Annotated in this window: 24 protein-coding genes; 12 read left to right on the top strand and 12 right to left on the bottom strand. The window is 70.5% G+C overall.

Annotation, left to right across the window (positions count from 1 at the left end):
• Window positions 1–625 precede the first annotated feature (625 nt).
• Together ACZ6TB_RS24530 and ACZ6TB_RS24535 are read right to left on the bottom strand one after the other, a co-directional pair.
• The gene (locus tag ACZ6TB_RS24530; protein ID WP_465557338.1) at window positions 626–1,369 is read right to left on the bottom strand and encodes a LytR/AlgR family response regulator transcription factor; all 744 of its coding nucleotides are present in this window, start codon (window positions 1,367–1,369) and stop codon (window positions 626–628) included.
• Window positions 1,366–2,559, bottom strand: a complete 1,194-nt coding sequence (locus ACZ6TB_RS24535) for a sensor histidine kinase (protein WP_465557340.1) — start codon at window positions 2,557–2,559, stop codon at window positions 1,366–1,368. Before ACZ6TB_RS24535 ends, ACZ6TB_RS24530 begins: the two co-directional genes overlap by 4 nt.
• 93 nt (window positions 2,560–2,652) lie before the next feature.
• Here ACZ6TB_RS24535 and ACZ6TB_RS24540 point away from each other — a divergent pair, with 93 nt between their 5' ends.
• A complete protein-coding gene (locus ACZ6TB_RS24540; protein ID WP_465557342.1) occupies window positions 2,653–3,507 on the top strand; it encodes an alpha/beta hydrolase family protein in 855 nt (284 codons plus the stop codon).
• Between the two features lie 4 nt (window positions 3,508–3,511).
• On the opposite strand, the gene ACZ6TB_RS24545 is transcribed toward ACZ6TB_RS24540, so the two are convergent.
• Both ACZ6TB_RS24545 and ACZ6TB_RS24550 read right to left on the bottom strand, forming a co-directional pair.
• Window positions 3,512–5,101 (bottom strand): sugar transferase, encoded by a 1,590-nt coding sequence (locus tag ACZ6TB_RS24545; protein WP_465557344.1) that lies wholly within the window; start codon window positions 5,099–5,101, stop codon window positions 3,512–3,514.
• Window positions 5,102–5,233: 132 nt separating this feature from the next.
• Window positions 5,234–6,094: an Fpg/Nei family DNA glycosylase gene (locus tag ACZ6TB_RS24550; RefSeq protein ID WP_465557346.1), complete on the bottom strand. Its 861-nt coding sequence runs from the start codon at window positions 6,092–6,094 to the stop codon at window positions 5,234–5,236.
• A gap of 25 nt (window positions 6,095–6,119) precedes the next feature.
• Between ACZ6TB_RS24550 and ACZ6TB_RS24555 the strand changes: the two genes are divergently transcribed.
• Both ACZ6TB_RS24555 and ACZ6TB_RS24560 read left to right on the top strand, forming a co-directional pair.
• Window positions 6,120–7,295, top strand: coding sequence for a glycosyltransferase family 4 protein (locus ACZ6TB_RS24555; RefSeq protein WP_465557348.1), 1,176 nt, complete (start codon window positions 6,120–6,122; stop codon window positions 7,293–7,295).
• 30 nt (window positions 7,296–7,325) lie between these two features.
• Complete coding sequence (locus ACZ6TB_RS24560; protein WP_465557350.1) at window positions 7,326–8,864, top strand: arylsulfotransferase family protein; 1,539 nt, start codon at window positions 7,326–7,328, stop codon at window positions 8,862–8,864.
• A gap of 88 nt (window positions 8,865–8,952) precedes the next feature.
• Here ACZ6TB_RS24560 and ACZ6TB_RS24565 read toward each other — a convergent pair whose 3' ends face one another.
• From ACZ6TB_RS24565 to ACZ6TB_RS24575, 3 genes are read right to left on the bottom strand one after another with little or no spacing between them, the layout of a single operon-like run.
• Window positions 8,953–9,711 carry a CDP-alcohol phosphatidyltransferase family protein gene (locus ACZ6TB_RS24565; protein WP_465557352.1) on the bottom strand — a complete coding sequence of 253 codons (759 nt, stop codon included), beginning with the start codon at window positions 9,709–9,711 and terminating at the stop codon, window positions 8,953–8,955.
• A complete protein-coding gene (locus tag ACZ6TB_RS24570; protein ID WP_465557354.1) occupies window positions 9,686–10,747 on the bottom strand; it encodes an iron-containing alcohol dehydrogenase family protein in 1,062 nt (353 codons plus the stop codon). The genes ACZ6TB_RS24565 and ACZ6TB_RS24570 overlap by 26 nt, the downstream gene beginning before the upstream one ends.
• On the bottom strand, window positions 10,735–11,466 hold the full coding sequence (locus tag ACZ6TB_RS24575; protein ID WP_465557356.1) for a phosphocholine cytidylyltransferase family protein: 732 nt from the start codon (window positions 11,464–11,466) through the stop codon (window positions 10,735–10,737). Before ACZ6TB_RS24575 ends, ACZ6TB_RS24570 begins: the two co-directional genes overlap by 13 nt.
• Before the next feature lie 112 nt (window positions 11,467–11,578).
• Here ACZ6TB_RS24575 and ACZ6TB_RS24580 point away from each other — a divergent pair, with 112 nt between their 5' ends.
• The 3 genes from ACZ6TB_RS24580 (at window position 11,579) to eccB (ending at window position 15,347) form a co-directional block, all read left to right on the top strand.
• Window positions 11,579–12,673, top strand: a complete 1,095-nt coding sequence (locus ACZ6TB_RS24580) for an aminotransferase-like domain-containing protein (protein ID WP_465557358.1) — start codon at window positions 11,579–11,581, stop codon at window positions 12,671–12,673.
• A gap of 113 nt (window positions 12,674–12,786) precedes the next feature.
• Entirely contained in the window at window positions 12,787–13,908 is a 1,122-nt protein-coding gene (locus tag ACZ6TB_RS24585; protein WP_465557360.1) for a magnesium and cobalt transport protein CorA, read from the top strand.
• A 44-nt stretch (window positions 13,909–13,952) separates the two neighbouring features.
• Complete coding sequence (gene eccB / locus ACZ6TB_RS24590) at window positions 13,953–15,347, top strand: type VII secretion protein EccB (RefSeq protein ID WP_465557362.1); 1,395 nt, start codon at window positions 13,953–13,955, stop codon at window positions 15,345–15,347.
• A 54-nt stretch (window positions 15,348–15,401) separates the two neighbouring features.
• Here the strand turns inward: eccB and ACZ6TB_RS24595 are convergent, their stop codons facing one another.
• Window positions 15,402–15,989, bottom strand: coding sequence for a hypothetical protein (locus ACZ6TB_RS24595; RefSeq protein ID WP_465557364.1), 588 nt, complete (start codon window positions 15,987–15,989; stop codon window positions 15,402–15,404).
• 176 nt (window positions 15,990–16,165) lie between these two features.
• Between ACZ6TB_RS24595 and ACZ6TB_RS24600 the strand changes: the two genes are divergently transcribed.
• From ACZ6TB_RS24600 to ACZ6TB_RS24610, 3 genes are all read left to right on the top strand, one after another.
• Window positions 16,166–16,699 (top strand): peptidylprolyl isomerase, encoded by a 534-nt coding sequence (locus ACZ6TB_RS24600; RefSeq protein ID WP_465557366.1) that lies wholly within the window; start codon window positions 16,166–16,168, stop codon window positions 16,697–16,699.
• 15 nt (window positions 16,700–16,714) lie between these two features.
• Window positions 16,715–17,626 (top strand): rhomboid family intramembrane serine protease, encoded by a 912-nt coding sequence (locus tag ACZ6TB_RS24605; protein WP_465557368.1) that lies wholly within the window; start codon window positions 16,715–16,717, stop codon window positions 17,624–17,626.
• A 183-nt stretch (window positions 17,627–17,809) separates the two neighbouring features.
• The gene (locus ACZ6TB_RS24610) at window positions 17,810–19,405 is read left to right on the top strand and encodes an alpha/beta hydrolase (RefSeq protein ID WP_465557370.1); all 1,596 of its coding nucleotides are present in this window, start codon (window positions 17,810–17,812) and stop codon (window positions 19,403–19,405) included.
• Between the two features lie 39 nt (window positions 19,406–19,444).
• Here the strand turns inward: ACZ6TB_RS24610 and ACZ6TB_RS24615 are convergent, their stop codons facing one another.
• On the bottom strand, window positions 19,445–19,900 hold the full coding sequence (locus ACZ6TB_RS24615; RefSeq protein WP_465557372.1) for a helix-turn-helix domain-containing protein: 456 nt from the start codon (window positions 19,898–19,900) through the stop codon (window positions 19,445–19,447).
• 63 nt (window positions 19,901–19,963) lie between these two features.
• Between ACZ6TB_RS24615 and ACZ6TB_RS24620 the strand changes: the two genes are divergently transcribed.
• On the top strand, window positions 19,964–21,184 hold the full coding sequence (locus ACZ6TB_RS24620) for an MFS transporter (RefSeq protein ID WP_465557374.1): 1,221 nt from the start codon (window positions 19,964–19,966) through the stop codon (window positions 21,182–21,184).
• Window positions 21,185–21,486: 302 nt separating this feature from the next.
• On the opposite strand, the gene ACZ6TB_RS24625 is transcribed toward ACZ6TB_RS24620, so the two are convergent.
• Entirely contained in the window at window positions 21,487–21,909 is a 423-nt protein-coding gene (locus ACZ6TB_RS24625) for a PH domain-containing protein (RefSeq protein WP_465557376.1), read from the bottom strand.
• 90 nt (window positions 21,910–21,999) lie between these two features.
• Between ACZ6TB_RS24625 and ACZ6TB_RS24630 the strand changes: the two genes are divergently transcribed.
• Window positions 22,000–22,437, top strand: a complete 438-nt coding sequence (locus ACZ6TB_RS24630) for a hypothetical protein (protein ID WP_465557378.1) — start codon at window positions 22,000–22,002, stop codon at window positions 22,435–22,437.
• A gap of 3 nt (window positions 22,438–22,440) precedes the next feature.
• On the opposite strand, the gene ACZ6TB_RS24635 is transcribed toward ACZ6TB_RS24630, so the two are convergent.
• Both ACZ6TB_RS24635 and ACZ6TB_RS24640 read right to left on the bottom strand, forming a co-directional pair.
• On the bottom strand, window positions 22,441–23,310 hold the full coding sequence (locus ACZ6TB_RS24635) for a transketolase family protein (protein ID WP_465557948.1): 870 nt from the start codon (window positions 23,308–23,310) through the stop codon (window positions 22,441–22,443).
• Window positions 23,311–23,327: 17 nt separating this feature from the next.
• A complete protein-coding gene (locus ACZ6TB_RS24640; protein WP_465557380.1) occupies window positions 23,328–24,011 on the bottom strand; it encodes a transketolase in 684 nt (227 codons plus the stop codon).
• A gap of 44 nt (window positions 24,012–24,055) precedes the next feature.
• Here ACZ6TB_RS24640 and soxR point away from each other — a divergent pair, with 44 nt between their 5' ends.
• Window positions 24,056–24,499, top strand: coding sequence for a redox-sensitive transcriptional activator SoxR (soxR, locus tag ACZ6TB_RS24645; RefSeq protein WP_465557382.1), 444 nt, complete (start codon window positions 24,056–24,058; stop codon window positions 24,497–24,499).
• Window positions 24,500–24,509: the final 10 nt, after the last annotated feature.

Here is a 24,509-nt window from a genome sequence, read left to right on the forward strand (position 1 = left end):
GCCGTCCTGCGCCGTGCCGGCTTGCGACGCCGCACTGCACCGTGCCTGGTCATCGCATTCAACCTGGTTGCGGCAAGCCGAGCCGGTGCGCCCCCGTGGCTCACCGGCCCAGCCTTCCGGCGAGGAGCCTAAAGATCAGCGGTGCAGAGGCGGCGGTGAGTTTGTGAACAAACTGTGCAGATGCCGAGCCTGTGGATAACCCTGTGGAGAACCCTCTGAGGCTGTGGACAACCGTGTGGAGAATGTCGTACCCGCGCTCTAATCTCACCCCACCCAGTGCCGGGGTGGGGGAGGCGGTGGGCTTGGGGTGGGACGGGACAGGCTGAGCGGTGACATCTGCGGGGGCGGCGGCGCGGGCTGAGCAGTGGGCGCGGCGCGGGCTCGCAGGCTGGGCGGCGCAGGCTGGGCGGCGCAGGCTGGGCGACGCAGGGTGGGCACCGACTGGGCTGAGCTGGGCGGCGCCGGTGGGCTCAGATGGGCGGCGCGGGCGCGCTGAGCTGAGCGGGGCGGCGCGGGCGCGCTGAGCTGAGCGGGGCGGCGCGGCGCGGCGCGAGCTGGGTGAGCTGGGCGGCGCTCCACAAGCTGAGTGCTGGCGGCGGAGGGCGTCGCGACCCAGGGCCGATCCTCAGCGGGTCCAATCGTGCTTGGCGGCTCTGATCAGCTTGTCCTTGAGCTCCCGAGTATGGCGCCGGCTAACCGGCAACTCGACCCCGTCGACGGCGACCACGTACCCGGAACCGGTCAACCTCAGCTCGGCGATCAGGCGGATCTGCACCAGATATGAGCGATGGATGCGCACAAAACCGGCATCCGCCCAGCGATCAGCCAGTGTGGCCAGCGAGACCCGGACCAAATGTGAAGCGTCGGCGGTGTGCAGGCGGGCGTAGTCGCCCTGGGCCTCGACCCAGCGGACCGAGGAACGGGGGAGCATGCGGGTGGTGCCGGCCAGTTCCACGGGGATGGCGGGCTCGTCGGAATGGGTGGTGGGGGCGGCGATGGGCGCGAAGCGGGTGCCGGCCACGCGGCGCAGGGACTCGCCCAGGCGTTCGGCTCGGACGGGCTTGCGGACGTAGTCGGTGACGCCCAGGTCGAAGGCGTCCACGGCGCCGTCGTCGTAGGCGGTCACGAAGACGATGGCGGGTGGGCGGGCGAAACGGCGCAGGATGCGGGCCAGCTCCATGCCGTCGAGGCCGGGCATGCGGATGTCCAGGAACACGGCGTCGACCTCGGTGTCGCGCAGCACGCGCAGCGCCTCGGTGGCGTCGCCGGCGCGGTGGACGTGTGCCACTCGCCCGTCCGCGTTCAGCAGGTAGGCCAGCTCGTCCAGGGCCGGCGGCTCGTCGTCCACCGCCAGCACGACCAGGGTCACGCTCGTACCCCGGGATGGAATTTCGGAACCCGCATGCTCACCTTCGTCCCCGCGCCGGGCGCGGTGTCCACCACCAGCCCGAAGCGGTCGCCGAAGACCGACCGCAAGCGCTCGTCCACGTTGGTGAGGCCGACGTGCTGGCCGTCGTCGGTCTCGGGGCGGCCGGGGGCGAACACCGCCGGGTCCATCCCCACGCCGTCGTCCTCGACCGTGATGTGGCACTCGGACCCGGCGTCACGAGCTTCGATGCTCACCATACCCACGCCCGGCTTGCGCGAAAGACCGTGCCGGACGGCGTTCTCGACCAGGGGCTGGAGGCAGAGGAAGGGCAGGCCGACGGGGAGGACCTCGGGGGCGATCTGGAGGCGCACCTGGAGGCGGTCGCCGAAGCGGGCGCGCTCGATGGTCAGGTAGCGGTCGATCGAGCGCAGCTCCTCGGCGAGCGTCGTGAACTCGCCGTGGGCCCGGAACGAGTAGCGGGTGAACTCGGCGAACTCGAGGATCAGCTCGCGCGCCCGCTCGGGGTCGGTGCGCACGAACGAGGCGATCGCGGTGAGCGCGTTGTAGATGAAGTGCGGGCTGATCTGCGCCCGCAGGGCTCGCACCTCGGCCCGGGCCAGCCGCTCGCGGGACGAGTCGAGCTCGGCCAGCGCGATCTGCGACCCGGCCCAGCGCGCGGCCTCGGCGGTCGCCTGCACGAGGCCGGGGGCGGGCTGGTCGTCGGCGACCGCCACCAGCGCGGCCGTGGCCCGGCCGTCGGGGCCGGACAGCGGCGACACCACGGCGCCGCGCACGACGCAGTCGACCCGGTCGCAGGGCAGGTCGGCGGCGGTGAGCACGACCGAGCGGTGCGCGGTCAGCGCGCGTTTGGCCGCGGCCGTGAACTGCTCGCCGTGGTGGCCGCCGCGCCCGTCGAAGGCCAGCGAGCGCGTCCCGTCGTCGATGGTCAGCCCGACGGCGCCGACCAGCGAGCGCAGGTGCCGGGCGGCCTTGCCGGCGGTGGCCGTGGTGAGCCCGCCCCGCAGCGGTTCGGCGGCGAGCGCGGCGGTGTGCAGCACGTCGTAGGTGGCCCGCTGCATGGCGGTGGCGATGCCGCGGCGGGCGCGCAGCCGGACGACCGCGACGACGGCGGCGGCCAGGGCCGCGAGCACGGCGATCACCGCCAGCGCGCTGCCCACCTGACCGGCCATGCGCAGATAGTAGGGGCGAAGTGGGATTACCGGCTGGTAACAATTGGATCAAACATTTAACAATATCAATGGCCTGTACGTTGGGAGACCCCCATGCGTCAACGGATCCTGGTCGCGGCCTTCGCCGTGATCCTCGCCCTGATCGGTGCGCCGGCCCAACCCGCGCTCGCCGCCAACCCGTACGAGCGCGGACCCGCACCGACCACCGCCAGCATCGAGGCGACCCGCGGCTCGTTCGCGATCGCCCAGGTCACCGTCGCCCGCTCGAGCGTGAGCGGCTTCGGCGGCGGCACGATCTACTACCCGACCAGCACCGCCGAGGGCACGTTCGGCGCGGTCGCGATCGTGCCCGGCTTCACCAACACGCAGTCGGCGGTCTCGTGGCTCGGCCCGCGCATCGCGTCGCAGGGCTTCGTCGTCATGGTCATCGACACGCTCAGCGTCTACGACCAGCCCGACGCCCGCGGCACCCAGTTGCTGGCCGCGCTCGACTACCTGACCCGGACGAGCACCGTGAAGAGCCGCATCGACGCCGCGCGCCTCGGGGTGATGGGCTACTCGATGGGCGGTGGCGGCGCCCTGTCCGCGGCCCGCACCCGGACCACGCTGAAGGCGATCGTGCCGATGGCGCCCTATCACGGCACCAAGAGCTGGTCGGGCGTCCGGACGCCGGCGTTGATCATCGCGGGCGAGAACGACACCGTCGCGCCGCCGTCGTCGCACGCGTCGGTCTTCTACAACAGCCTGCCGTCGACCCTGGACCGGGCCTACCTGTTGCTCAACAACGCCACGCACAGCGCGCCGACCTCGGCCAACGTGACCATCGCGAAGTACGGCATCTCGTGGCTCAAGCGGTTCGTCGACGCCGACACCCGCTACGACCAGTTCCTCTGCCCCAACCCGTCCGGTACCGCGATACAGGAGTGGCGCAGCAATTGCCCGTACTAGCTGATCAGTAGGCGCCCTTGCGCTTGAGCACGACCCAGATCGTGCGCCACAGGATGCCGAGGTCGTACGTCAGGGACCAGTTGTCGACGTAGTACAGGTCCAGGCGTACGGCCTCGTCCCAGGAGAGATCGGACCGGCCGGAGACCTGCCACAGACCGGTCATGCCCGGCCGCACCAGCAGGCGGCGGCGGACGTCGCCCAGGTAGTCGCCGTCCTCGGCGGGCAGCGGGCGGGGGCCGACCAGCGACATCTCGCCCCGCAGCACGTTGATCAGCTGGGGGAGCTCGTCCATCGAGGTGGCGCGCAGCTTGCTGCCGAAGGAGAAGATCCGGGGATCCTCCTTCATCTTGAACATCATGCCGTCGGACTCGTTGAGCTCCTCGAGCGTGGCCTTGCGCTCCTCGGCGTCCACGTACATCGTGCGGAACTTCCACACCCGGAACGTGCGGCCCTCGTGGCCGACCCGCGGCTGGCGGAAGAAGACCGGGCCCGGGTCGGACAGGCGGATGCCGAGGGCGATGAACAGCAGGAACGGGCTGAGCACGAGCAGGCCGAGGCCGGCGGCGACCCGGTCGAGCAGGTTCTTCGCCAGCCAGCCGGGGCCGGAGAGGGTCGGCTCCTCGACGTGCAGCAGCGGCAGGCCCTCGATCGGGCGGATGTGCACGCGCGGGCCGGCGATGTCGGTGAGCTGCGGCGCGACCACCAGGTCGACGCCGGTGCCCTCGAGCTGCCAGGCCAGCCGGCGCAGCTCGCCGGGCTCGGCGCTGGCCGAGCCGCACACCGCGATCGTGTCGCCGCCGACCTCGCGCACCAGCGAGAGCACGTCGCGGGACGCGTAAACCGGGACGGGCGTCTCGATGCCGCGGGCGGCCGCGAAGCCGTCGGTCAGGTGGATGGCCACCGGTATCAGTCCGGCGGCGGGGCTGCGGGTGACCGCCGTGTAGACCTCGAGGGCCTCGGGCAGCGTGCCGACCAGGATCATCCGGTGCGCGCCGTGTCCGGTGCGACGGCGGGCGAAATGCAGCACCTGCCGGGCCAGCACGCGGCCGAGCAGCAGGAAGATCAGCGCGCTCAGCGAGACCAGGGCGACCGTGCCACGGGAGAGCTGGGTCTTGGTGGCGAACGCGAGCAGCGACACGCAGGCCACCACGGTGACCGAGCACCGCACGATGCGCTTGAACTCTTCGCTGCCCAGGCCCAGGTAGCGGCGGTCGTAGGTGCCGTTGGCCCAGAGCAGGATCAGCCAGCCGAGCGGCAGAATCACGTACGCGAAGAAGTAGAAGAGCTGCGCGTCGTGCAGGAACAGCCAGTCCTTGCCGCGGAAGCCGGTCTTGGCCTTCTCCAGCGACGCGGTGGTCAGGTAGGACGCCAGCAGCACCGAGACGATGTCGAGAATGACCAGGGCCAGCGTGTACGGCCGGTGCCAGCGCGACAAGCGCTTGTGCGTCCGATTCCAGGCCGATCGGGGTACGCCGTTGCTCGGCGGCTGCTCTTGCTGCCACTCGAAGCTGTCGTACGGCACCTGTTTACTCCGGCTGCTGTCGGTAACCGGGCGATGCAGGCTTGTCGTCACGTCGCCTACGTCCTCCCGCATCCGGAAAAGATTACGCACCGCCACGAGTGCCTGGGACCGGGCCACTATACCGATGGAAGGCGCGGAAGGGAGGGTACGTCACGTGCCCTGTACCGGACCGAGTTGTACGCACACAGACAGTAATAAATTGGCCTATCGAATCAGCTTCGACAGCCGTCGATCGGCCAACGGTTTGCCACCGGTCTGACACGTAGCGCAGTACTGCAGGCTCTTGTCGGCGAACGACACCTCACGGACCGTGTCGCCGCAGACCGGACACGGCAGCCCGGTGCGCGCGTGCACCCGCATGCCGGCCCGCTTCTCGCCCTTGAGCTCGGCCGCCTTCTGCCCCACCGAGCGGGCGACCGCGTCCGTCTCGACCTCGCGCATCGCCTGGTAGAGCGTGCCGAGCTGCTCGTCGGTGAGCTTTCCGGTCAAGGCGAACGGCGACATCTTCGCCACATGCAAGATCTCGTCCGAGTACGCGTTCCCGATGCCGGCCAGGACCTCCTGATCGGTGAGGACGCCCTTGATCTGCCCGTTGCGGGAGCGGATGCGCTCGGCGAACCCGGCCTCGCTCAGGGCCAGCGCGTCGGGACCGAGCCGCGACACGCCCGGCACCTCGGCCGGGTCGCGAACCAGGTAGGCGGCCAGCGACTTCTGCGTGCCGGCCTCGGTCAGGTCGAAGCCGGAGCCGTCGTCGAGCCGGACGCGCAGCGCGATCGGGCCGCTGCCGGGCTTGAGCGGGGCCGGCGACTTGAACGCGTCGCGGTAGTGCAGCCACCCGGCCCGGGCCAGGTGCACGACCAGGTGGAAGTCGTCGCCGATGCCGATGTCCAGGAACTTCCCGTGCCGGCCGGCCGAGGTGACGGTCAGGCCGGCCAGGGCGGAAGCGGGCGGATCGTACGTCTTCAGGGCGCTGAACGAGGAGACCTCGACGCGCTGCACGGCGTGGCCGACCGCGCGCTCGCGCAGGTAGGCCGCGAGCGCCTCGACCTCGGGGAGTTCGGGCACGCGTTCAAAGGTAGCGTTTCCTGCCGTGAAGGTGGTCGTTGCGCACAACCGTTATCGGGAAGCGATCCCGTCCGGCGAGAACGTCATCGTGGACACCGAGATCGCGCAGCTTCGCGCGGCCGGCGTCGAGGTGCTGCCCTTCCAGCGCAGCTCGGACTCGATCGGCGAGCTCCCGGCCGTGCAGAAGGCGCTGCTCCCAATCGCCCCGATCTACGGCCGGGCGGCCCAGCAGGATCTGTCCCGGCTGCTCGACGACGAGCGCCCGGACGTGCTGCACCTGCACAACCCGTACCCGTTGCTCTCGCCCTGGGTCATCCGCACCGCCCACGCGCACGGCGTCCCGGTGATCCAGACCGTGCACAACTACCGCCAGGTCTGCTCCTCGGGGCTCTACTTCCGCGACGGGCACAACTGCCAGGACTGCCGGGGCAAGCTGGTCGGCTGGCCGGCCGTGAAGCACCGCTGCTACCGCGGCTCGGCGGCGCAGAGCGCGCTGATGGCCACCACGCTCGCCGTGCACCGGCCGACCTGGCGCTCGGTCGACAAGTTCATCGCGCTGACCGACCGGATCGCGGCCCACCTGAGGGACTACGGCATCCCGGACGAGCGGATCGTGCTCAAGGCCAACGGCCTGCCGGACCCGGGCGATCCGGCGCCGCTCGGCGAGGGTTTCCTGTACGGCGCCCGGCTGTCCCCCGAGAAGGGCCTGGCGCTGCTGCTGGACGCCTGGCGGCGGCACCCCGAGGGCACGCTCGGCCCGCTGCGGATCGCCGGGGACGGCGAGCTGCGTCCGCTGGCCGAGAAGGCGGCCGCCGAGCGGTCGGACGTGACCTACCTGGGCGGGATCAGCCGCGACGAGATGGCCGCGGCCCGGCGCGCGTCGGCCGTCGTGATCGCGTCGCCGACCTGGAACGACGTGCTGCCCACGGTGATCCTCGAGGCGATGGCGGACGGCCGGCCCGTGCTCGGCACCGACGTGGGCGGCATTCCCTACCTGGTGGGCGACGAGGCCGGCTGGGTGGTGCCGCCCGACGCGGCCTCGCTCGCGGCCGCGCTGCCGGTCGCCCAGGACGAGGCCGGCGCCCGGGCCAAGGGTGCCCGAAATCGCTATCTGCGCGATTTCCACCCCGACGTTCTTACCGGTCGACTCCTGGCGGTTTACCGCGAAATCTCAGGGAACTCTGACCCAACCCCCAGGTAGAAAGCACTGCCGTCGGGGAAAGGTTGGCCCGTGACGGAATCTTCGCGTGTCTCACGGCGGACGTTGCTGTTCGGTGTCGGCGGCGCCGCCCTGGTCGGCGTGGCCGGCGGTGGCGTCGGCTACGCCCTCGGCCACGACAAGGACGGCAAGACGGACAAGCCGGTCGGCGCGACCGAGGCCGCAGAAGCCGGGCCGCCCAAGTTCCGCTCCCGCCCCGACCTGCGCACGCTGCCCGACGTCACGATCACCACCGCCGCGAACGGGACCGTCGGCGGTTTCATCTGCCTCACCCCGGCCTCCGGCGCCGGCCTCTGGGGCCCGCTCATGGTCGACGAGAAGGGCTCGCCGGTCTGGTTCAAGAAGGTGCCCGACCCGGCCACCGTGGCGATCGACTTCAAGGTCCAGCAGTACCGCGACCAGCCCGTCCTGACCTGGTGGGAGGGGACCATCGGGGGCACCGGCGGGCAGGGCGTGGGCCAGGGCGAGTTCGTGATCGCCGACCGGACGTACCGGGAGGTCACCCGGGTGCGCGCGGCCGGATCCGAGCAGGCCGACCAGCACGACTTCGTGATCACCCCGCGGGACACGGCGATCTTCTGGGTGTACGACCCGGTGCCGTACGACCTGACGGCGCTGGGCGGCCCGAAGGACGGCGTCCTGCACGACGGCGTGATCCAGGAGATCGACATCGCGACCGGCAAGAAGCTGTTCGAGTGGCGGGCGCGCGACCATGTCGGCCTGGACGAGTCCTACGCGCCGCTGCCGCAGGGCGACTCGGCCCACCTGCCGTACGACTACTTCCACGCGAACTCGGTGGGGCTGGCGGCCGACGGCAACATCATCATCTCGTCCCGGCACACCTGGACCACGTACAAGATCGATAAGACCAGCGGCAAGGTGATCTGGCGCCTGGGCGGCAAGAAGTCCGACTTCGTCATCGAGGAGAAGGCGAGGTTCGCCTGGCAGCACGACTTCCGGCAGCGGCGGGACGGCACGTACAGCGTCTTCGACAACGGGGCCGGCGTCACCAAGGTGCACGACTACTCGCGCGGCCTGGTGATGAAGGTCGACGAGGCCGCCCGGCGGGCCACCTTCGTCGCCGAGTTCGTGCACCCCGACAAGCTCTCGGCGCCGACCCAGGGCAGCTTCCGCGAGCTGGGCGACGGCGGCTCGTTCATCGGGTGGGGCCAGATGCCGTACTTCACCGAGCACAACGCGGACGGCACGGTACGGCTCGCCGGGCACCTGCCCCTGGACAACCAGTCGTACCGCGCCTACAAGGCCGACTGGACCGGGCAGCCGCTCGATCAGCCCGCGCTCGGCCTGCACGTCGACGGCGGCAACGTGATCGTCAGTGCGAGCTGGAACGGCACGACCAAGGTGAGCAAGTGGCGAGCCCGGTCCGGCACCCAGCCGGGGGCCCTGGAGGGCGCGCCGGTCGAGGGCGAACGGTCCGGCTTCGAGACCACGCTCACGGTGCAGGGCACTCCGCAGTACGTGGTGGCCGAGGCCCTGGACGCGACCGGCAAGGTGCTCGGCGCCTCGTCGGCCATCCCGGTGCGCGTGTAGCGCTCGGGGCCGCCCCACCCCGAACTGGGTGGGGCGACTTTAGGGCCGCGGTACGACACTTTTGTCGCGTCGTCCACAAGCCGGGGATTCAGCCGCGGAGGGCGGCGCGGGCCGAGAAGACCACGCTGGCGGCCAGGAACGCGGCGTTCACCAGCGTGAACAGGCCGACGAACCAGATCGTCCACTGTGGGGCCACGATCAGCACGATGCCGGCCAGGGTGATCACGGCGCCGTAGTCGCGGACCAGCTTGACCAGCCGGACCGGCAGCGACCGGCTGGTCACCATGCTGGCGGCCTGCTCGCCGCCCTGCATCACCGAGGTGACCAGGTTGACCATCCAGGTGCCGGCGAACGCCGCCAGCAGCCACGCGGGCGTGTCGCTGACCTGGGCCTCGGCCGTCGCCGACAGGGCCGCGACCAGGGAGATCTGCACGGCCACGTCGCAGAGCACGTCGAGCCGGCCGCCCGCGATGCTGGCCTGGTGGGTCACGCGGGCCAGCTGACCGTCGGAGCAGTCGAACGCGTACGCCAACTGCCAGCCGATCAGCGCGACCAGGCCGATCGGCCAGGCCCAGATCTTGCCGTCGGCGACCGGCCCGGCCGTCGCGATCACGACGAACGACACCAGGCAGCCGAGCCCGAGATTGAAGACGGTCAGCACCGACGGGGCCAGGCCGCGCTTCTGCGCGCCGACCGCGATCCGGGCGCCGATCCGCTGGCTGATCGCCTCGCTGAACAGACCGCCCCCGCGATTCACCGCGTAATAGTCGGCCGCCGTGGGCGTGCGCGCAACCGACGGGTCAGGGGGTGTCTGCCCCGATTCAGTGGTCCTCGACGGCTTCGACATACTCGGCCAGCTTTCGACTGATCTCGTCATGGCTCATGGCGAGGTGTTCCAGGATCGTGTAGCGGTCCGGACGGGTGCGCGGCGCGAACAGCACGGCCTCGACGAACTGCTCGCCGGTGAGGGCGACGTCGGCCGGCAGCCGCGGCAGCTGGTGCCGGGCCAGGCACGCGGACATCTGGGTGAAGCGGCGCTCGTCGCCGCGCAGGAAGGTGCAGAACAACGCGCCGAGGCCGGCGAGCTCGCCGTGCGAGCCGGTGCCGGGGAAGAGCGAGTCGATGGCGTGCATGATCTCGTGGCAGCCGCCGCTGGCGGGCCGGCTGCTGCCGCAGACCGCCATGGCCAGGCCGCTGGAGATCAGCGCCTCGGCGAGGACCGTGACGAACGCGTCGTCGTTCATGTCGCCCGGCATCGTCAGGATCGCCTCGGCGCCCATCCGGGCCAGCGACGCGGCCAGGCCGTCGACCGGCTCGCCGCGCACCTCGCGGGCCAGGTCCCAGTCGGCCAGCGCGCTGATGTTGCTGAGCACGTCGCCGATGCCGCCCCGGTTGACCCGGTCCGGCCCGTTCTCCACGAAGTCCAGGTCGACGATCACGCCGAACGGGATGTGCACCCCGTACGAGCCCTTGATGCCGTCGTTGACCAGGCTCGCGACCGGGGAGGCGATGCCGTCGTTGGCGAGGCTGGTGGCCACCGAGATCATCGGCATGGCCCAGCGGGTGGCCGCGTACTTCGCCGTGTCGATGGTCTGCCCGCCGCCGATCCCGACCACCGCGTCGTAGCTGCGGGCGCGCAGCTTTCCGGAGAGCTCGAGCGCGGCGTCGAGGGTGCCGCCGCCGGTCGTGTAGATGTCGGCCGAGCCGAGCGTCGGGCGGATCAGGTTGACCACCCGTTCACCCAGGCCCGGTCCGACCACCACCGCCACGTCGCCGCCCGCGGAGATCCGGCCGTCGGCCAGGATGCGGCCGAGGTCGGCCACCGCACCGCGACGTACGTCGATGTGCAGCGGCGTCTGGATCGAGCGGGCTAGTAGCGGCATGCGATCTCCCGGGCCTTGGTGAGGTCTTCGTGGTTGTCCACCTCGACCCAGCTGACCTGCCCGATCGTGGCCGCGCGCACCTGACCGCCGCGGTTCGCGTACTCCTGGAAGCCGTCCTCGTAATACAGGTTCGGGTCGCGTTCCCAGGTCGCTCGCAACGCGTCGGCCAGATCGGCGGCCGCGGACGCCTCGATGACGTTGGCGCCGATGTACTCGCCGAACGCGTCGGCGGGATCCATCAGCTTCGTAATCTTGGTCAGCTGTCCATCTGCGTTGAAGACGGTCTTCATCTCCTCGTCAGCCAGCTTCTTCAGATTGTCGATGGCGAGCAGGATGCTCGGACCACGACTCGCGAGGAGGGTCTGCTCGACGCTGACGGGATGCACGGTGTCGCCATTGACCATCAACGCGCCCTGCGCGAAGTGGTCACGGGCAAGCCAGAGCGAGTAGGCGTTGTTCCATTCCTCGGCCTTGTCGTTGTGGACGAGGCTGATCTTGACGCCGTACTTGTCCTGAAACGCGGGCACCCGATCCTCGACGGCGCCGGCGCAGTAGCCGACCACGATCGTGACGTCCGTGAGTCCGGCCGCCGCGAGGTTGCGCAACGAGATATCCATGATCGTGATATCGCCGTCCACCGGGACGAGCGCCTTGGGCAGGGTGTCCGTGTACGGACGCAGCCTGCGACCGGCGCCTGCGGCGAGTACGAGTCCGATCATGCGATAGCTCCTGTCTTGGTGCGGCCACGGCAGGATAACGGTCGGTGTCGCGCATCCCCGACCGCCCGAGGCACCGAAAAATTCTATAGAGGCTGCTCGTAAGCTGTTGGGCATGACCGCTGAGCAGCTGATCTCCTTCGCCCGTGGCGCTCCGTCGCTGGACATCATCGACGTCGAGGGCCTGAAGGCCGCCGCCGCGCGCGCCTTCGACGCCGACCCGGCCGGTGTGACCGCTTACGGCACGTCCGTCGGTTACGTCCCGTTGCGTGCGTGGATCGCGAAGAAGCACGGCGTCTCCGCTGACCAGGTCATCGTGACGAACGGGTCGCTCCAGGCCGACGCGTTCCTGTTCAACCACCTGGTCCAGCCCGGCGACGACGTGATCGTCGAGAAGCCGACCTACGACCGCACCCTCCTCAGCCTGCAGAACCTCGGCGCCAAGGTGCACCAGGTCACGCTGCGCGAGGACGGCATCGACGTCGACGAGTTGCGCGCCCTGCTCCAGGGCGGCGTCCGCCCGAAGCTCGCGCACATCATCCCGAACTACCAGAACCCGGCCGGCATCACGCTGTCGGCGGAGAAGCGGCGCGCCCTGCTGGCGCTGGCCGTCGAGTTCGGCTTCACCATCTTCGAGGACGACCCGTACGTGGACATCCGGTTCCGCGGCGACGCCCTGCCCTCGATGCTCTCCCTCGACTCGGACAACGTCGTCGTGCACGCCTCGAGCTTCACCAAGACGGTGTGCCCCGGCGTCCGGGTCGGCTACCTGGTCGGCCCGGCCGCGCTGATCGACGCGATCGCGAAGAAGGCCACCAACCTCTACATCTCGCCCGGCATGGTGTCCGAGGCGATCGTCCACCAGTTCTGCGTGTCCGGCGACATCGAGCGGTCCGTCGCGACGGTCAGCGCCGCGCTGGCCGAGCGGGCCTCGGTTCTGGCCGACTCGCTGCGCAAGCACATCCCGGGCGCGACCTTCACCGAGCCCGACGGCGGTTACTTCCTCTGGGTCGACCTGCCCACGGACGTGGACGTGGACAAGCTCTTCCCGGCCGCGATGAAGAAGGGCGTGGCTATCGTCAAGGGGACGGACTTCCTGCTCGACGGCGGGAAGAGCTCGGTGCGCCTGGCGTTCTCCGCGGTCACGGTCGACCAGATCGACGAGGGTGTCCGGCGACTCGCCGCGGCCATCGACGAGGTACGTGCCTGATCCCCGCCGCTCGTCTCCGGGCGCCGGACGGGGTATGCGTATCCCGTCCGGTGCCCGCCCGGCCGTGAGCTAGCCTGCTGCGGGCCCGTCGTGCGGTTGTGGGGAGGTCATTCATGAGCGAGCGTGAGAACGGCACCAGCCGGAACAAACCGCTGTCGCGAGCCTTCGCCGTCCCGGTGCGGGCCATGAACCGCTTCCTCGGCACGGCCGGCGAGCATCCCGACGGCGCGGGCACGCGGAGCGTCGCCAGCTCGGTGGTCGATTGCGGGGTGTACGTGGCCGGCAAGCGCCTGGCCGGCGAGTTCACCCCGGACGAGGCCCTGCGGGTGGCCTGCTCGCACGAGGACGGCTTCGTCTGGCTGGGCCTGCACGAGCCCGGCGAGGAGGAGATGACGGCGATCGCGCAGACGTACGGGCTGCACGAGCTCGCCGTCGAGGACGCGGTCAAGGCCGAGCAGCGCCCCAAGCTGGAGAACTTCGGCTCGGTGCACTTCCTCGTCATGCGCACGGCCCGGTACGTGCCGCACCACGAGATCACCGAGACGTCCCAGGTCGTCGAGACCGGGCAGATGATGATCTTCGTGGGCGAGCAGTTCGTCATCACCGTTCGCCACGGCGACGCCTCCGAGCTGGGCTCGGTGCGCCTCGACCTGGAGACCGAGCGGGCCGGGCTGCTCGAGCAGGGCCCCTGGGCGGTGGCGTACGCGGTGACCGACCGGGTGGTCGACCACTACGTGCTGGTCGCCGACCAGGTCGAGGCCGACCTCGACATCATCGAGGAGGGCGTCTTCTCCCGCGGCGCCGGCAGCCCGATTCAGGCCATCTACCAGATGAAGCGGGAACTGGTGGAGTTCCGCCGGGCGGTGGTGCCCCTCCAGCGCCCGCTCGCCATGATCGTGGCGATCGTGCCCAAGCGGATCGGCAAGTACTTCCGCGACGTTCAGGACCACCTCACACGTACGGTCGAGCAGGTCTCGTCCTTTGACGATCTGCTGAACTCGATCCTCCAGGCGCGGCTCGCCCAGGTGACCGTCGACCAGAACAACGACATGCGGAAGATCGCCGCGTGGGCGGGCATCGCGACCGTGTGGGCGGCCGGGGCCGGCATCTACGGGATGAACTTCCCCAACATGCCCGAGTTCAAATGGATGTACAGCTATCCGGCCTGGTGGGCGCTGATCGTCCTGGTCTCCGTTTTGCTCTACCGCGCGTTCCGCCGCAACGGCTGGTTGTGAGGGGCTGCCCCCTGAGCATCGACGCCGACCCCTAAAGTGACAGGGTGCCGTCGCGTCAGGACCAGCTCCACTCGTACCAGTACTCGCTCCAGCGGGTGGTGGCCGCGCTGGTTTCGCACGATCCCGACCCGGCCCGCTCGCCGCTGCGCCGGGCCGGCACGACGGCCCTGGTCAGCCTGCTGATCGCGAGCCTCGCGGTGGGCGGCGCGGCGATCTACGGCCTCCTCACCGGACACAGCAATGTGGATCCCAAGGACGCGAAGGTCGTTTTCCAGGAGAAGGGCACCGGCGCCCGCTACGTCTACCTCGAATCGGACGCCAAGCTGCATCCGGTGCTGAACTACACGTCCGGCCTGCTGCTGGCCAATGCCGAGGCGCCCGAGCTGAAGAGCATCTCGGCCGACAAGCTGGCCACCGTGCCGGAGGGCGCGACGCTCGGCATCCCGGACGCGCCCGACTCGCTGCCGGCGAAGGACGCCCTGATCACCGACCGCTGGTCGGTCTGCACCGACAACCAGGGCGAGGAGGACACACCGCGCAGCACGCTGCTGGTCGGTGACAAGCTCACCGACGGGGCGGTGGCCGCCCGTACGGGCGAGGCGCTCTTGATCCGTGAGCCCGAAGGCCGCACCGCGGTGGTCTACAACAACCGCCGGTTCAGCATCCCCGGCGACCGGCTCACCGCGACGTTGCGCGTGCTCGGCTGGGCGGGCAAGGACCCATGGCCGGTCTCCACCGCCTGGGCCAACGCCGTGCCGCTCGCCCGCAACCTGACCGCGCCCAAGATCCCGCAGGTCGGCACTCCCTCGCAGGTCACCGGGTTCCGGGTCGGCGACCTGGTCACCGACTCGGGCAAGGGCTTCGCGGTGATCATGCCGGACGGGGCGGCCGACCTCACCGAGGTGCAGGTCAAGCTGATGCAGGCGGTGCCCGGGGTCGAGGCGCCCAAGGCGATCGGCAACGAGTTCATCCAGCTGCCGCCCTCGAAGACCCGGATCAGCGACGCCGGCGCCCCCGACGGCCTGCCGGTCACCGTGCCGAAGCTGCACGACACCGCGCCCGGCCGGGTCTGCGTGACGCTGCCGATCGACGACAAGGCCGGTGACGGCGTCCGCATCGACCCGACCGTGCCGGCCGGCGTCGAGGTCACGTCCACCGCGGCCGACAACGGCGCGGCGCTCGCCGACTACGTGCACATCCCGCGCGGCAAGGGCGTCCTCGCCGTGCTGGCGTCCTCGCCGACCGCGCCCGCCGACAGCGGCACGGTGAGCATCGTCACCGACACCGGGCGCAGCTTCCCGCTGGCCAGCCGCGCGATCGTCGCCAAGCTGGGGTACGGCGGGGTCAAGCCCGTCCAGATCCCGTCCGAGCTGGTCGCGATGCTGCCGCGGGGCCCGTCCCTCGATCCGGCCCGGGCGCGTCAGACCGACGTTCAGTAGGAACACGTTCGGGCGGGTGCCGCGATGGCGCCCGCCCTGACGTGTCTTGTCGCTCTACCGAGGGGTTTGCGGCGCCGTGTCCGGCACCGTGCCGTTCGGCGTGGTGTGGATCGAGGGCTCCGTCGGCTCGAAGGCGGCATCGTCGGCGCCGCCGACCTGAGCCGCCGGCGTCGCCGGGTCGTACTCGTCCCACTGTGCGGCCTTACGGCGCTTGGCCACATATGCGGCGCCCACGCCCACGGCCGTGCCGATCAGCGCGAAGCCCAGCAGCCGCGACTTGCGCGACTTGCCACGGTCGCGGCTCATTGCCGAGCCGGCCCGCTTCTGCAGCTTCTTCGCGTTCTTCTTGTTCTGCTTCGCGGTCTTCTTCGCCTGTCGCTTGCTCACCTTGCCGGCCTGCCGCACGTTGTCCGTGGCGGCGGCGACCAGCGGGGTGATCGTCGCGAGAGCGCTGTCCCAGCCGGTCGACGCGGCGTCCTTGGCCTTGACAGCGGCCGGTTGCACTCGGTCGACGGCTGTCTGCAGCTTCGGCCCCACGGTCGCGCTGGTCTCCTGCGCCGCGAGCGACGCCGCGCGCTTGAAGTGGTCAACGCTCTGTCCGAGCTCGTTCTTCATTCGCCGGTTACGGCTCTTGCGGCGCATCGTTGCGAACACCAGTGCCCACCTCCTGAGGTTCTCTCCCACGTCATGGTGCCCTCTATGGGTACCCCGGCGCTGCCGGATCAGACACATGGGGGAGGATCCGAATTGCAAGAGAACTGTCCCATCGCCCCATCGAGGTACGCCAAGGGGCGACCGCGACACAGACAGGAGTACCCGTGGCCGAGACTCTTTACGCCACCCTGCACACCAACCATGGCCCGATCCGGCTGCAGCTGTTCCCGGACCACGCCCCGGCGACCGTGCGCAACTTCGTGGAGCTCGCGGAGGGCAGCAAGGACTACGTCGACCCGCGCACCGGTCAGCAGGGCAAGGGCACGCCGTACTTTGACGGCACGATCTCGCACCGGGTGATCGCCGGCTTCATGATCCAGCTGGGCGACCCGACCGGCACCGGTCGCGGCGGCCCCGGCTACAAGTTCGCCGACGAGTTCCACCCGCAGCTCCAGTTCGACCGGCCGTACCTGCTCGCGATGGCGAACGCCGGGCCGGGCACCAACGGCTCGCAGTTCTTCATCACGGTCGCGCCGACCCCGCACCTCAACCGGCGGCACACCATCTTCGGCCAGGTGGCCGACGAGGCGTCGGCCAAGGTCGTGGACTCGATCGCCACCACCAAGACCGGCCCGGGCGACCGTCCGGTCGAGGACGTCGTCGTCGAGCGCGTGGAAATCGAGCGCGTGGAGGGCTGACGTACCTTTGATGGCATGAGTGAGGCTCCCTCGACGGTTCCGGTCTGTTACCGCCATCCGTCGCGGGAGACTTACGTCCGCTGCACGCGATGTGGCCGGTCGATCTGCCCCGATTGCATGACCGAGGCGTCCGTCGGCCACCAGTGCCCGGAGTGCGTGTCGGAGGGCAAGCGCAGCCAGCGGCCGGCGCGGACCGCCTTCGGTGGCAGCCGCGTCGGCCGGGCCGCGTACGCGACCCGCGCCCTCATCGCCATCAACGTCGCCGTCTTCGTCCTCTCCGCCATCGTCGGTGGCAGCCGGGCGATCGCCGGCGCGGGTGGCTGGTTCGGCGCGCTCGGCTCCGGAACCTCGGTCACCTCATGGGGCGAGGTGCTCGGCTACGCGTCCTACACGGCCGGCGGCCCGGTGCACGGCATCGCGGCCGGCGAGTGGTGGCGCCTCGGCACCGCCATGTTCCTGCACTACGGCGTGCTGCACCTGCTGCTCAACATGGTGCTTCTCTGGCAGCTGGGGCGCTATCTCGAGGGCCACCTCGGCCCGATCCGGTTCGTCGCCCTCTACCTGCTGGCCGGCCTCGGCGGCAACGTGGCGGCCTACGTCTTCACGGCCCAGAACCAGCCCGCCGCGGGCGCGTCGACGGCCATCTTCGGCCTGGTCGGCGCCATGTTCATCATCAATCGCCGGCTCAAGCTCGACATCACCGCGCTGATCCCGCTCGTGGTCGTGAACCTGGTCTTCACCTTCGCGGTGCCGAACATCTCGGTGGCGGGCCATCTGGGCGGCCTGGTGGTCGGCTCGGTGGTCGCGCTGATCCTGGCGTACGCGCCGGCGTCGCGCCGAACTCTGGTCCAGGCGGTCGGCTGCGGGGCCGTCTTCCTCCTGCTGGTCGCCGCGGCCGTCATCCGCACCCAGGCGATCCTCGCCTAGACCGTTCCAACGTAGAGCCGCACGAGCGTCACGCCTGGTTCAACTCCGGGTCACAGGAGCGTACGGTCAATTCGTCACCCTGGCCCCCGGTGGCGCTCGCGCTTCGGGATCTCGTGCGGGCGAAACTCGTCGGTCGGTCCAGTAACACGATGGGAGCGGCGGGCCGAATCGAGGAGGATCCTCATGTCCGCACATCTGCAACCGGCGCCGATCCTGCTCACCTCCGATCCGGAGTCGCCGCCGCACCGCTGGGGCCGCGACGGCCGGCGTCTGCTGGCCGTGGCGATCGTCGCCGTCCTGGCATCGGCGACGCTCGCACCGGCCCCGGGACGGGCGGCCGGCCGTGCGGCGTCCGGTGGTGGGTTCTCGTCGTTGACGTGGGGAACCTGCCCGCCGGCACAGGTCGACCGAGATCCCCGCCAGCAGTGCGCCACGCTGGCGGTGCCTCTGGACTACCGGTCGCCGCACGGCCGCAGCATCGACCTGGTCATCTCCCGGATAGCGACCGCGACGCCCGGCGCCCGCCGCGGTGTTCTGGTCATCAACACCGGTGGCCCGGGAGACATCGGCGTCGACGCGCCTTCGTTCCTCGCACCGCTCATGCCGCGGGCGCTGACGGACCGCTTCGACCTGGTCAGCTTCGACCCGCGCGGCGTCGGTGCGAGCGCGCCGATCAGCTGCGATTTCCCCGACGTGCCGGTCGAGATCGCTCAGCGTTACCCGGACGTGGACGGATCGATCGACCGCAACGTCGCCTACGCCCGTGATCTCGCGCAGCGTTGCGGCCGGTCGGTCGGCCACGTCCTGCCGTTCATCACGACCGCCAACACGGCCCGGAACATGGACCGCATCCGGGCGGCGCTGGGCGAGTCGCGGATCTCGTACCTCGGCTACTCCTACGGCACGTACCTGGGCGCGGTGTACCGGACCCTCTATCCGCACCGGGCCGACCGGTTCGTGCTCGACAGCTCCTACGATCCCGCCCTGAGCCGCTATCAGCAGCTCCGGCTGCCGGGCCTGGGCGCCGCACTGCGCCTGCCCGACTTCACCGGCTGGGCCGCCGCCCGCGACGACCGCTACCACCTCGGCGCCACCCCGTCCGCGGTACGGGCGACCTTCGACGCGCTCACCGCACGGCTGGACGCCACACCGCTGACCCTGCCCGACGGCACCGTGGTCACCGGCAATCTCCTGCGCGGCGTGACCTTCGAGGGCATCTACAAGGACGCGGGCTTCCCGGCCCTGGCCGAGATCTGGCAAGCGCTCAACGGTGCGGCTCCCGCCGTCCGAGCCTCGGCCGCGCTGAGCCGGATCAACCTGGAGCCGGCGCCGCCACCCGCCGACAACCAGCCATCGGTGCAGGTCGCCGTCCACTGCAACGACGACGCGTGGCCCCGGGACATCGCCACCTACCAGCGCAACGTGACGCTCGACCGCCGGACGTTCCCCGCCACGGCCGGCTTCCCCGCCAACATCTGGGCCTGCGCTTTCTGGCCGGCGATCCGAACCGAACCGCCGGTACGCGTGCACGCGACCGGCAGCCGCAGCGTGCTCATCGTGCAGAACCTGCGCGACCCGGCAACACCCTGGATCAGTGCGGTCGGCATGCGGCGCGCGCTCGGATCCGACGCGGTGCTGCTCAGCGTCGACCAGGGCGGCCACACGGCCTACCTGACCACGGCAAGCACCTGCGCCAACGAGACCACCACCGCCTTCCTCACCCGTGGCGTGCTGCCCCCGGGTCCGAGGCTCTGTCCCGGCCAACCCCTGCCCGCCTGACCACCGTCAACCGGCACGAACGCGGGTCGACGAGACTCGTCAGGGCCGGGGAAGGGTGGTAACGAGCAGCAGGGCGTCAAGCAGCCGCAGCCAGTCCGTCTCGCTCAGGTCCCGCCCGGTGACCGCAGCCATCGAGGCGAGTGCGGCCAGGATCGGCCCGGCGACGTTGGACGGCTCGTCGCCGACCGCCTCGGCGATGACCCGGATGTCACGACGAAACCGCGCACTGCGGCTGAGTCTGACCAGCGTTGCCGGCAGCGCCGCGGAATCCTGCGCGCCATCGCGCCGGGTCTTGTCGCCGAGTTCGACGGCGAGTCGCGTCTGCAGAGCATCGGCGATCCGGTCCAGTACGTCGATGGTCGGGTTACCCCGTCCGTTCTCCAGATTCGCTACGTAAGGCACCGACAGGCCGGCGTCCGTGGCGACGGCGGCAACGGTGCGTCCCTGGGCCGCGCGCAGCGCGCGCAGCCGCCGACCGAGCTCACGTTTGTCCACGACCCTCTGCCTCCGACTAGCTCTATTGACAGAATAGTAGTCACGAAAATTATCCTGTCGAGAGTGAGAGGTCGGGCGAGCGAGGCATGGCGTATCCCCGACTTCCGCCGTCTCTGGTCGGCCCGTCTGGTCAGCAATCTCGGGTCCTGGCTGCTGGTCGTCGCGGTGCCCGCGCACGTCTTCGATCTCACCGGATCGGTGACCGCGACCGGGCTGACGCTGGCCGTGCAGTTCGTGCCGCCCGTTGTGCTCGGACCCTTCGCCGGCGTGCTCGCTGATCGCTGGGATCGACGGCGCATCATGATCGGCGCCGACGTCGCCCGGGCCGTCACGGTCGTCCTGTTGTTTGCTGTGAATCAGCCGGCCGATCTGTGGCTGTTGTACGGCGTGCTGTTCACGGAGAGTGCCGGCACGGTGGTCTTTCGTCCCGCCGCCCAGGCCCACACGCCGACCGTGGTCGGCACCGCGTCGACGCTTACCAGCGCCAACGTACTGAATGCGGTCTCCGACGGTGTGGTGCGCGTGGTCGGCGGTCCACTCGGCGGAGCGCTGCTGATCGGGGTCGGTTTCGACCCGCTCGTGGCCGTCGACGCGCTCAGCTATCTCGTGTCGGCCGCCTGCATCCTGCGCTGCGCCGCACCGATCGGCGGAGCTGGTCGCGGAAACCGCCGCGTCGGCGCCGACCTGCGAGAAGGACTGGCGTTCCTGCTCACCGAGCCGATCGCCCGGAACCTGTTGCTGATCAACGCGTTCTTCCTGGCCATCAACGCCGGACTGTCGGCGTTGCTGGTGTCCTACGGGATGACCGTGCTCGGCGGCAGCGCGCAGACCGGCCTGGTGATGTCAGCCCTCGGGGTCGGCTTCCTGCTCGGCGCCGCCGGCATCCGACTGCTCATCGACCGGATGCCACCCGCCTACCTGCTGGCCGGGTCGCTCACCGCGACCGGGGCCGGGTTCACCGCCCTCTTCACGTCCACGACCCTGATCGAGGCACTGCTCGCGGCAACGCTGATCGGCGCTGTCGGATCGATCACCCTCACCAGCGTGCAAACCATCCTCCAGCGCGTGACGCCCGCCGCCGTCCTCGGACGCGCGAGCTCGACCGTATTCACCGCCGAAGCCGTCGCCACCGTCGCCGGCGCACTCGCCGGACCAGCGCTCGCCCAAGCTGCCTCGCTCACGACGCTCGCGATCTCAGCCGGAATTGCGGCCGGCGTCGTCGGAGGTGCGGCCGCCCTGACCCTTCCCCGCCGCCGCCCCGAATTCCGCAACGCCCTGCCGTGAGCGGGCCTGGGCGGGGCCGCGCGTATAGGTGAGCAGAGCAAGGGGAGTGTGGGTCAGGCGGCGAAGCGGGTTCGGCCGCGCTGGGCGGGGTCGCGCGTATAGGTGAGCAGAGCAAGGGGAGTGCGGGTCAGGCGACGAAGCGGGTTCGGCCGCGCTGGGCGGGGCCGCGCGTATAGGTGAGCAGAGCAAAGGGAGCGCGGGTCAGGCGGCGAAGCGGGTTCGGCGACGGCGGATCACGAGGATGCCGACAGCGCCCGCGGCCGGTGGCAATGCGGCGAAGCCGGCGAGCATGACGGCACGGGCTAGTCGATGCCGGTCCACTGTGGGGGGCGCAGGTCGGCCAGCGACGCGGCCACGTCCTCCGGCAGTGCGCCGAGGTCGTGGGCGCTGAACTGGTAGATGGCGTCGCCCGCGTCGAGCTCCAGCATCTCGGAGCGCAGGCCCCGATGCGTGCGCCGGTCTACGCGTACGCGCTCGATGGAAGCCCACGCCAGATGCCGGCGCCGGGCGAATCCCGCCACCACCGTCACGCCCGAGGCGTCCGCTGCCAGGCGGACCGGCGCGATGAGATCGCGCGCCGCCCAGAAGGTCAGCGCGACCGCCGCCACCACCGCGATGGTCCAGCGGATCGGGTCGCCGGCCGCGAAGGCCGCCGCCAGCACCACGACCGCGACCGCGCCCATCAGCTTGGTGACCGGCAGGACCGGTTTGATGCGCCACTGCATGCACCAACTATGCCGGGTCGGGCACAGGATATTCGACATTCATCGGCCGGTGGCCGCTGCCGGTCGGCGGTCACCGCCGTTGAACGCCATATGGACGTGTTCTCCCGTACGTTCTTGCCCGCTGCCGCCGAAGCCGGCGTGGCCATTCCGACCGTGAGCCGGCACATGCCGATCTTCCGTCGCTGCGTCGAGCCCGACGACACGACCGTGCTGGTCAGCCGCTGCTACCGGCCCGACGCCCCGCTCGCCGGCGAGTACATGATGCTGTTGACCTACCGCCGCCTGGTGGTGACGCAGGAGACCAAGGTTCTGCACCGGCTCCGGCTGCACCTCAACGCCAACCTGCGGCACCTGAGTAACGTTGCCTGGCGCCCGGATCTGGGCCGCACCGCCGTCGAGGTGACGGCCACGGCGGTGGACGGGGTCCGCGAGCGTTTCCGGCTGCGGCTCGGCGAGCCCGAGACGGTGTGGCACTTCGACTCGCTGCTCCAGCACGTGTTCCGGACGCCCAAAGCGGCAGCGGCGTAGGGATCACCACAGGAACTCCGTGATCGGCGCGCGCAGGCCGGCGGCGTCGAGGCCGTGCGCCCGCGCGTGGTCGTGCCAGGTGCCGTAGCGACGGACCTCCTCGCGGGACACGCCCAGGTGCAGCGCCCGGTGCGGAACGCCGCCGAGCGCCTCGGCGACCTGTCGCGCGGACGTGCCGGCCAGGTACGGCTCGACCATGACCACGTCGCCCTCGGTGAGCAGGCGCAGGCCCTCGGCGTCGAGCGGGCGCGGCGTGTTCGTGTAGGCGACCGTCACGTCCAGGTCCCGGGTGGCCTCGAGCACCGGATCGAGCATCGGCCCGACGGCGACGACCAGCGGGCCGCCGCGCTTGATGACCCGGAGGCGGGTGCTGTCCGCGTACGGCCGCCGATTCTCCTGCTCGGAAAGACGGACATAGACCCGGTCGTCGTGCCGAGCCGCGTCCCGCAGCAGCGGCGGAACCTCGTCGTGATGACCGGGCACGTGCACGGTCCAGCCCTCGAGGGTGTCGAGCAGTTGCACGTCCCCCGGCGACTGGTGGGTGTAGCCCGAGGCGGCGCCGTCGTAGGAGGCGCCGATGCTGACCAGCACCGCGCCCACGTCCTGGTGACCGAGGTCCAGCTTGATCTGTTCGTAGGCCCGGTCGACGACGAACGGCGCGTACGAGTGGACGTAGGGCCGCATGCCGGTGAGCGCGAGCCCGCCGGCCACCCCGGTCATCAGTTGCTCGCGGATGCCCACGTTGAGGACCCGGTCGGGGTGGCGCCGCATGGCCGGCTCGAACGCGTCGGCCGAGATGTCGGCGAGCACGAGGGCCGTACGCGGCTCCTCGTCCAGCAGCTCGGCGGTGGTGGCGACAAAGGTTTCCCGCATCGACAACGGCATCGGGCTCAGCCTCGCTTCGGTTCGACGGTGGCCACGACCAGGTTGGGCCGGTCGTGGTGGCGCTCGGACAGGGCGCGCTCGATCCGCTCGTGGTCCCGGCCGTCGAGCACCGAGGTGTCCCAGCCCGGGAAGCGCGCCGCGATCCCGCCCGGCCAGCCGTGCGTCGCCGAGCGGTTGTCGATCACGATGGCCGTCATCGGCAGGTGGACGGCCGCGGCGTACGCGATCGCCTCGTGGTTGGAGCCCTCGTCCAGCTCGGCGTCGCCGACGAGAACGAAGGTGCGCGTCCGGGTGAAGCCCTGCGCCCGCAGGCCGAGCGCCACGCCGACGCCGATGCCGAGTCCGTGCCCGAGCGAGCCGGTGCCGATCTCGACGCCGGGCACGCGCAGGCGGTCGGGGTGGTTGCCGAGCGGGCTGTTCCACCCGCCCATGTCGTCGAGCCAGCTCTCCGGGAAGAACCCCTTCGCGGCCAGCACCGCGTAGTACGCCGCCGGGCCGTGGCCCTTGGAGAGCAGGAACCGGTCGCGGTCGGGCTCGTCCGGCCGGCTCGGATCAATGCGGAGGACACGGTCGTAGAGCACCCAGAGGACGTCGAGCGTCGAATACGAGCTGGGCGCGTGTTTCTCGTCCCCCGACATGCGCCGGACCAACTGGCGGATCCGGTCGGTGGGCAATGCGGTCACGGTCATGGGGATAGGCTGCAACTTAAAGTGCACTTCAACTCAAGGGTGATGTGATGGAGTCGCTCACCATCGGTGACTTCGCGGTTCGCAGCGGCGTCGCGGCCTCGGCGCTGCGCTACTACGAGCGCGAGGGTCTGATCCGGTCCACCCGCACGGCCGGCAACCAGCGCCGCTACCTGCGCTCGGAGCTGCGCCGGGTGGCGTTCATCAAGATTGCCCAGCAGGTCGGCGTCTCGCTCGACGAGATCCGCGAGGCGCTGTCCGAGCTGCCCGACGAGCGCACCCCGACCAAGGCCGACTGGGCCCGGCTGTCGGCTCACTGGCGGGGCAAACTCGAGGAACGCATCCTGCTCATGCAGCGGCTGCGCGACCAGCTGACCGGCTGCATCGGCTGCGGCTGCCTCTCGCTTCAGCGCTGCAACCTGATCAACCCGGCCGACCGGCTGGCGGCCCGGGGCGCCGGCCCGCAGATGATCGTCAACCCGCCGGATTAAGGTATGGCCC

The sequence above is a fragment of the Actinoplanes sp. NPDC051537 genome, assembly GCF_055586105.1.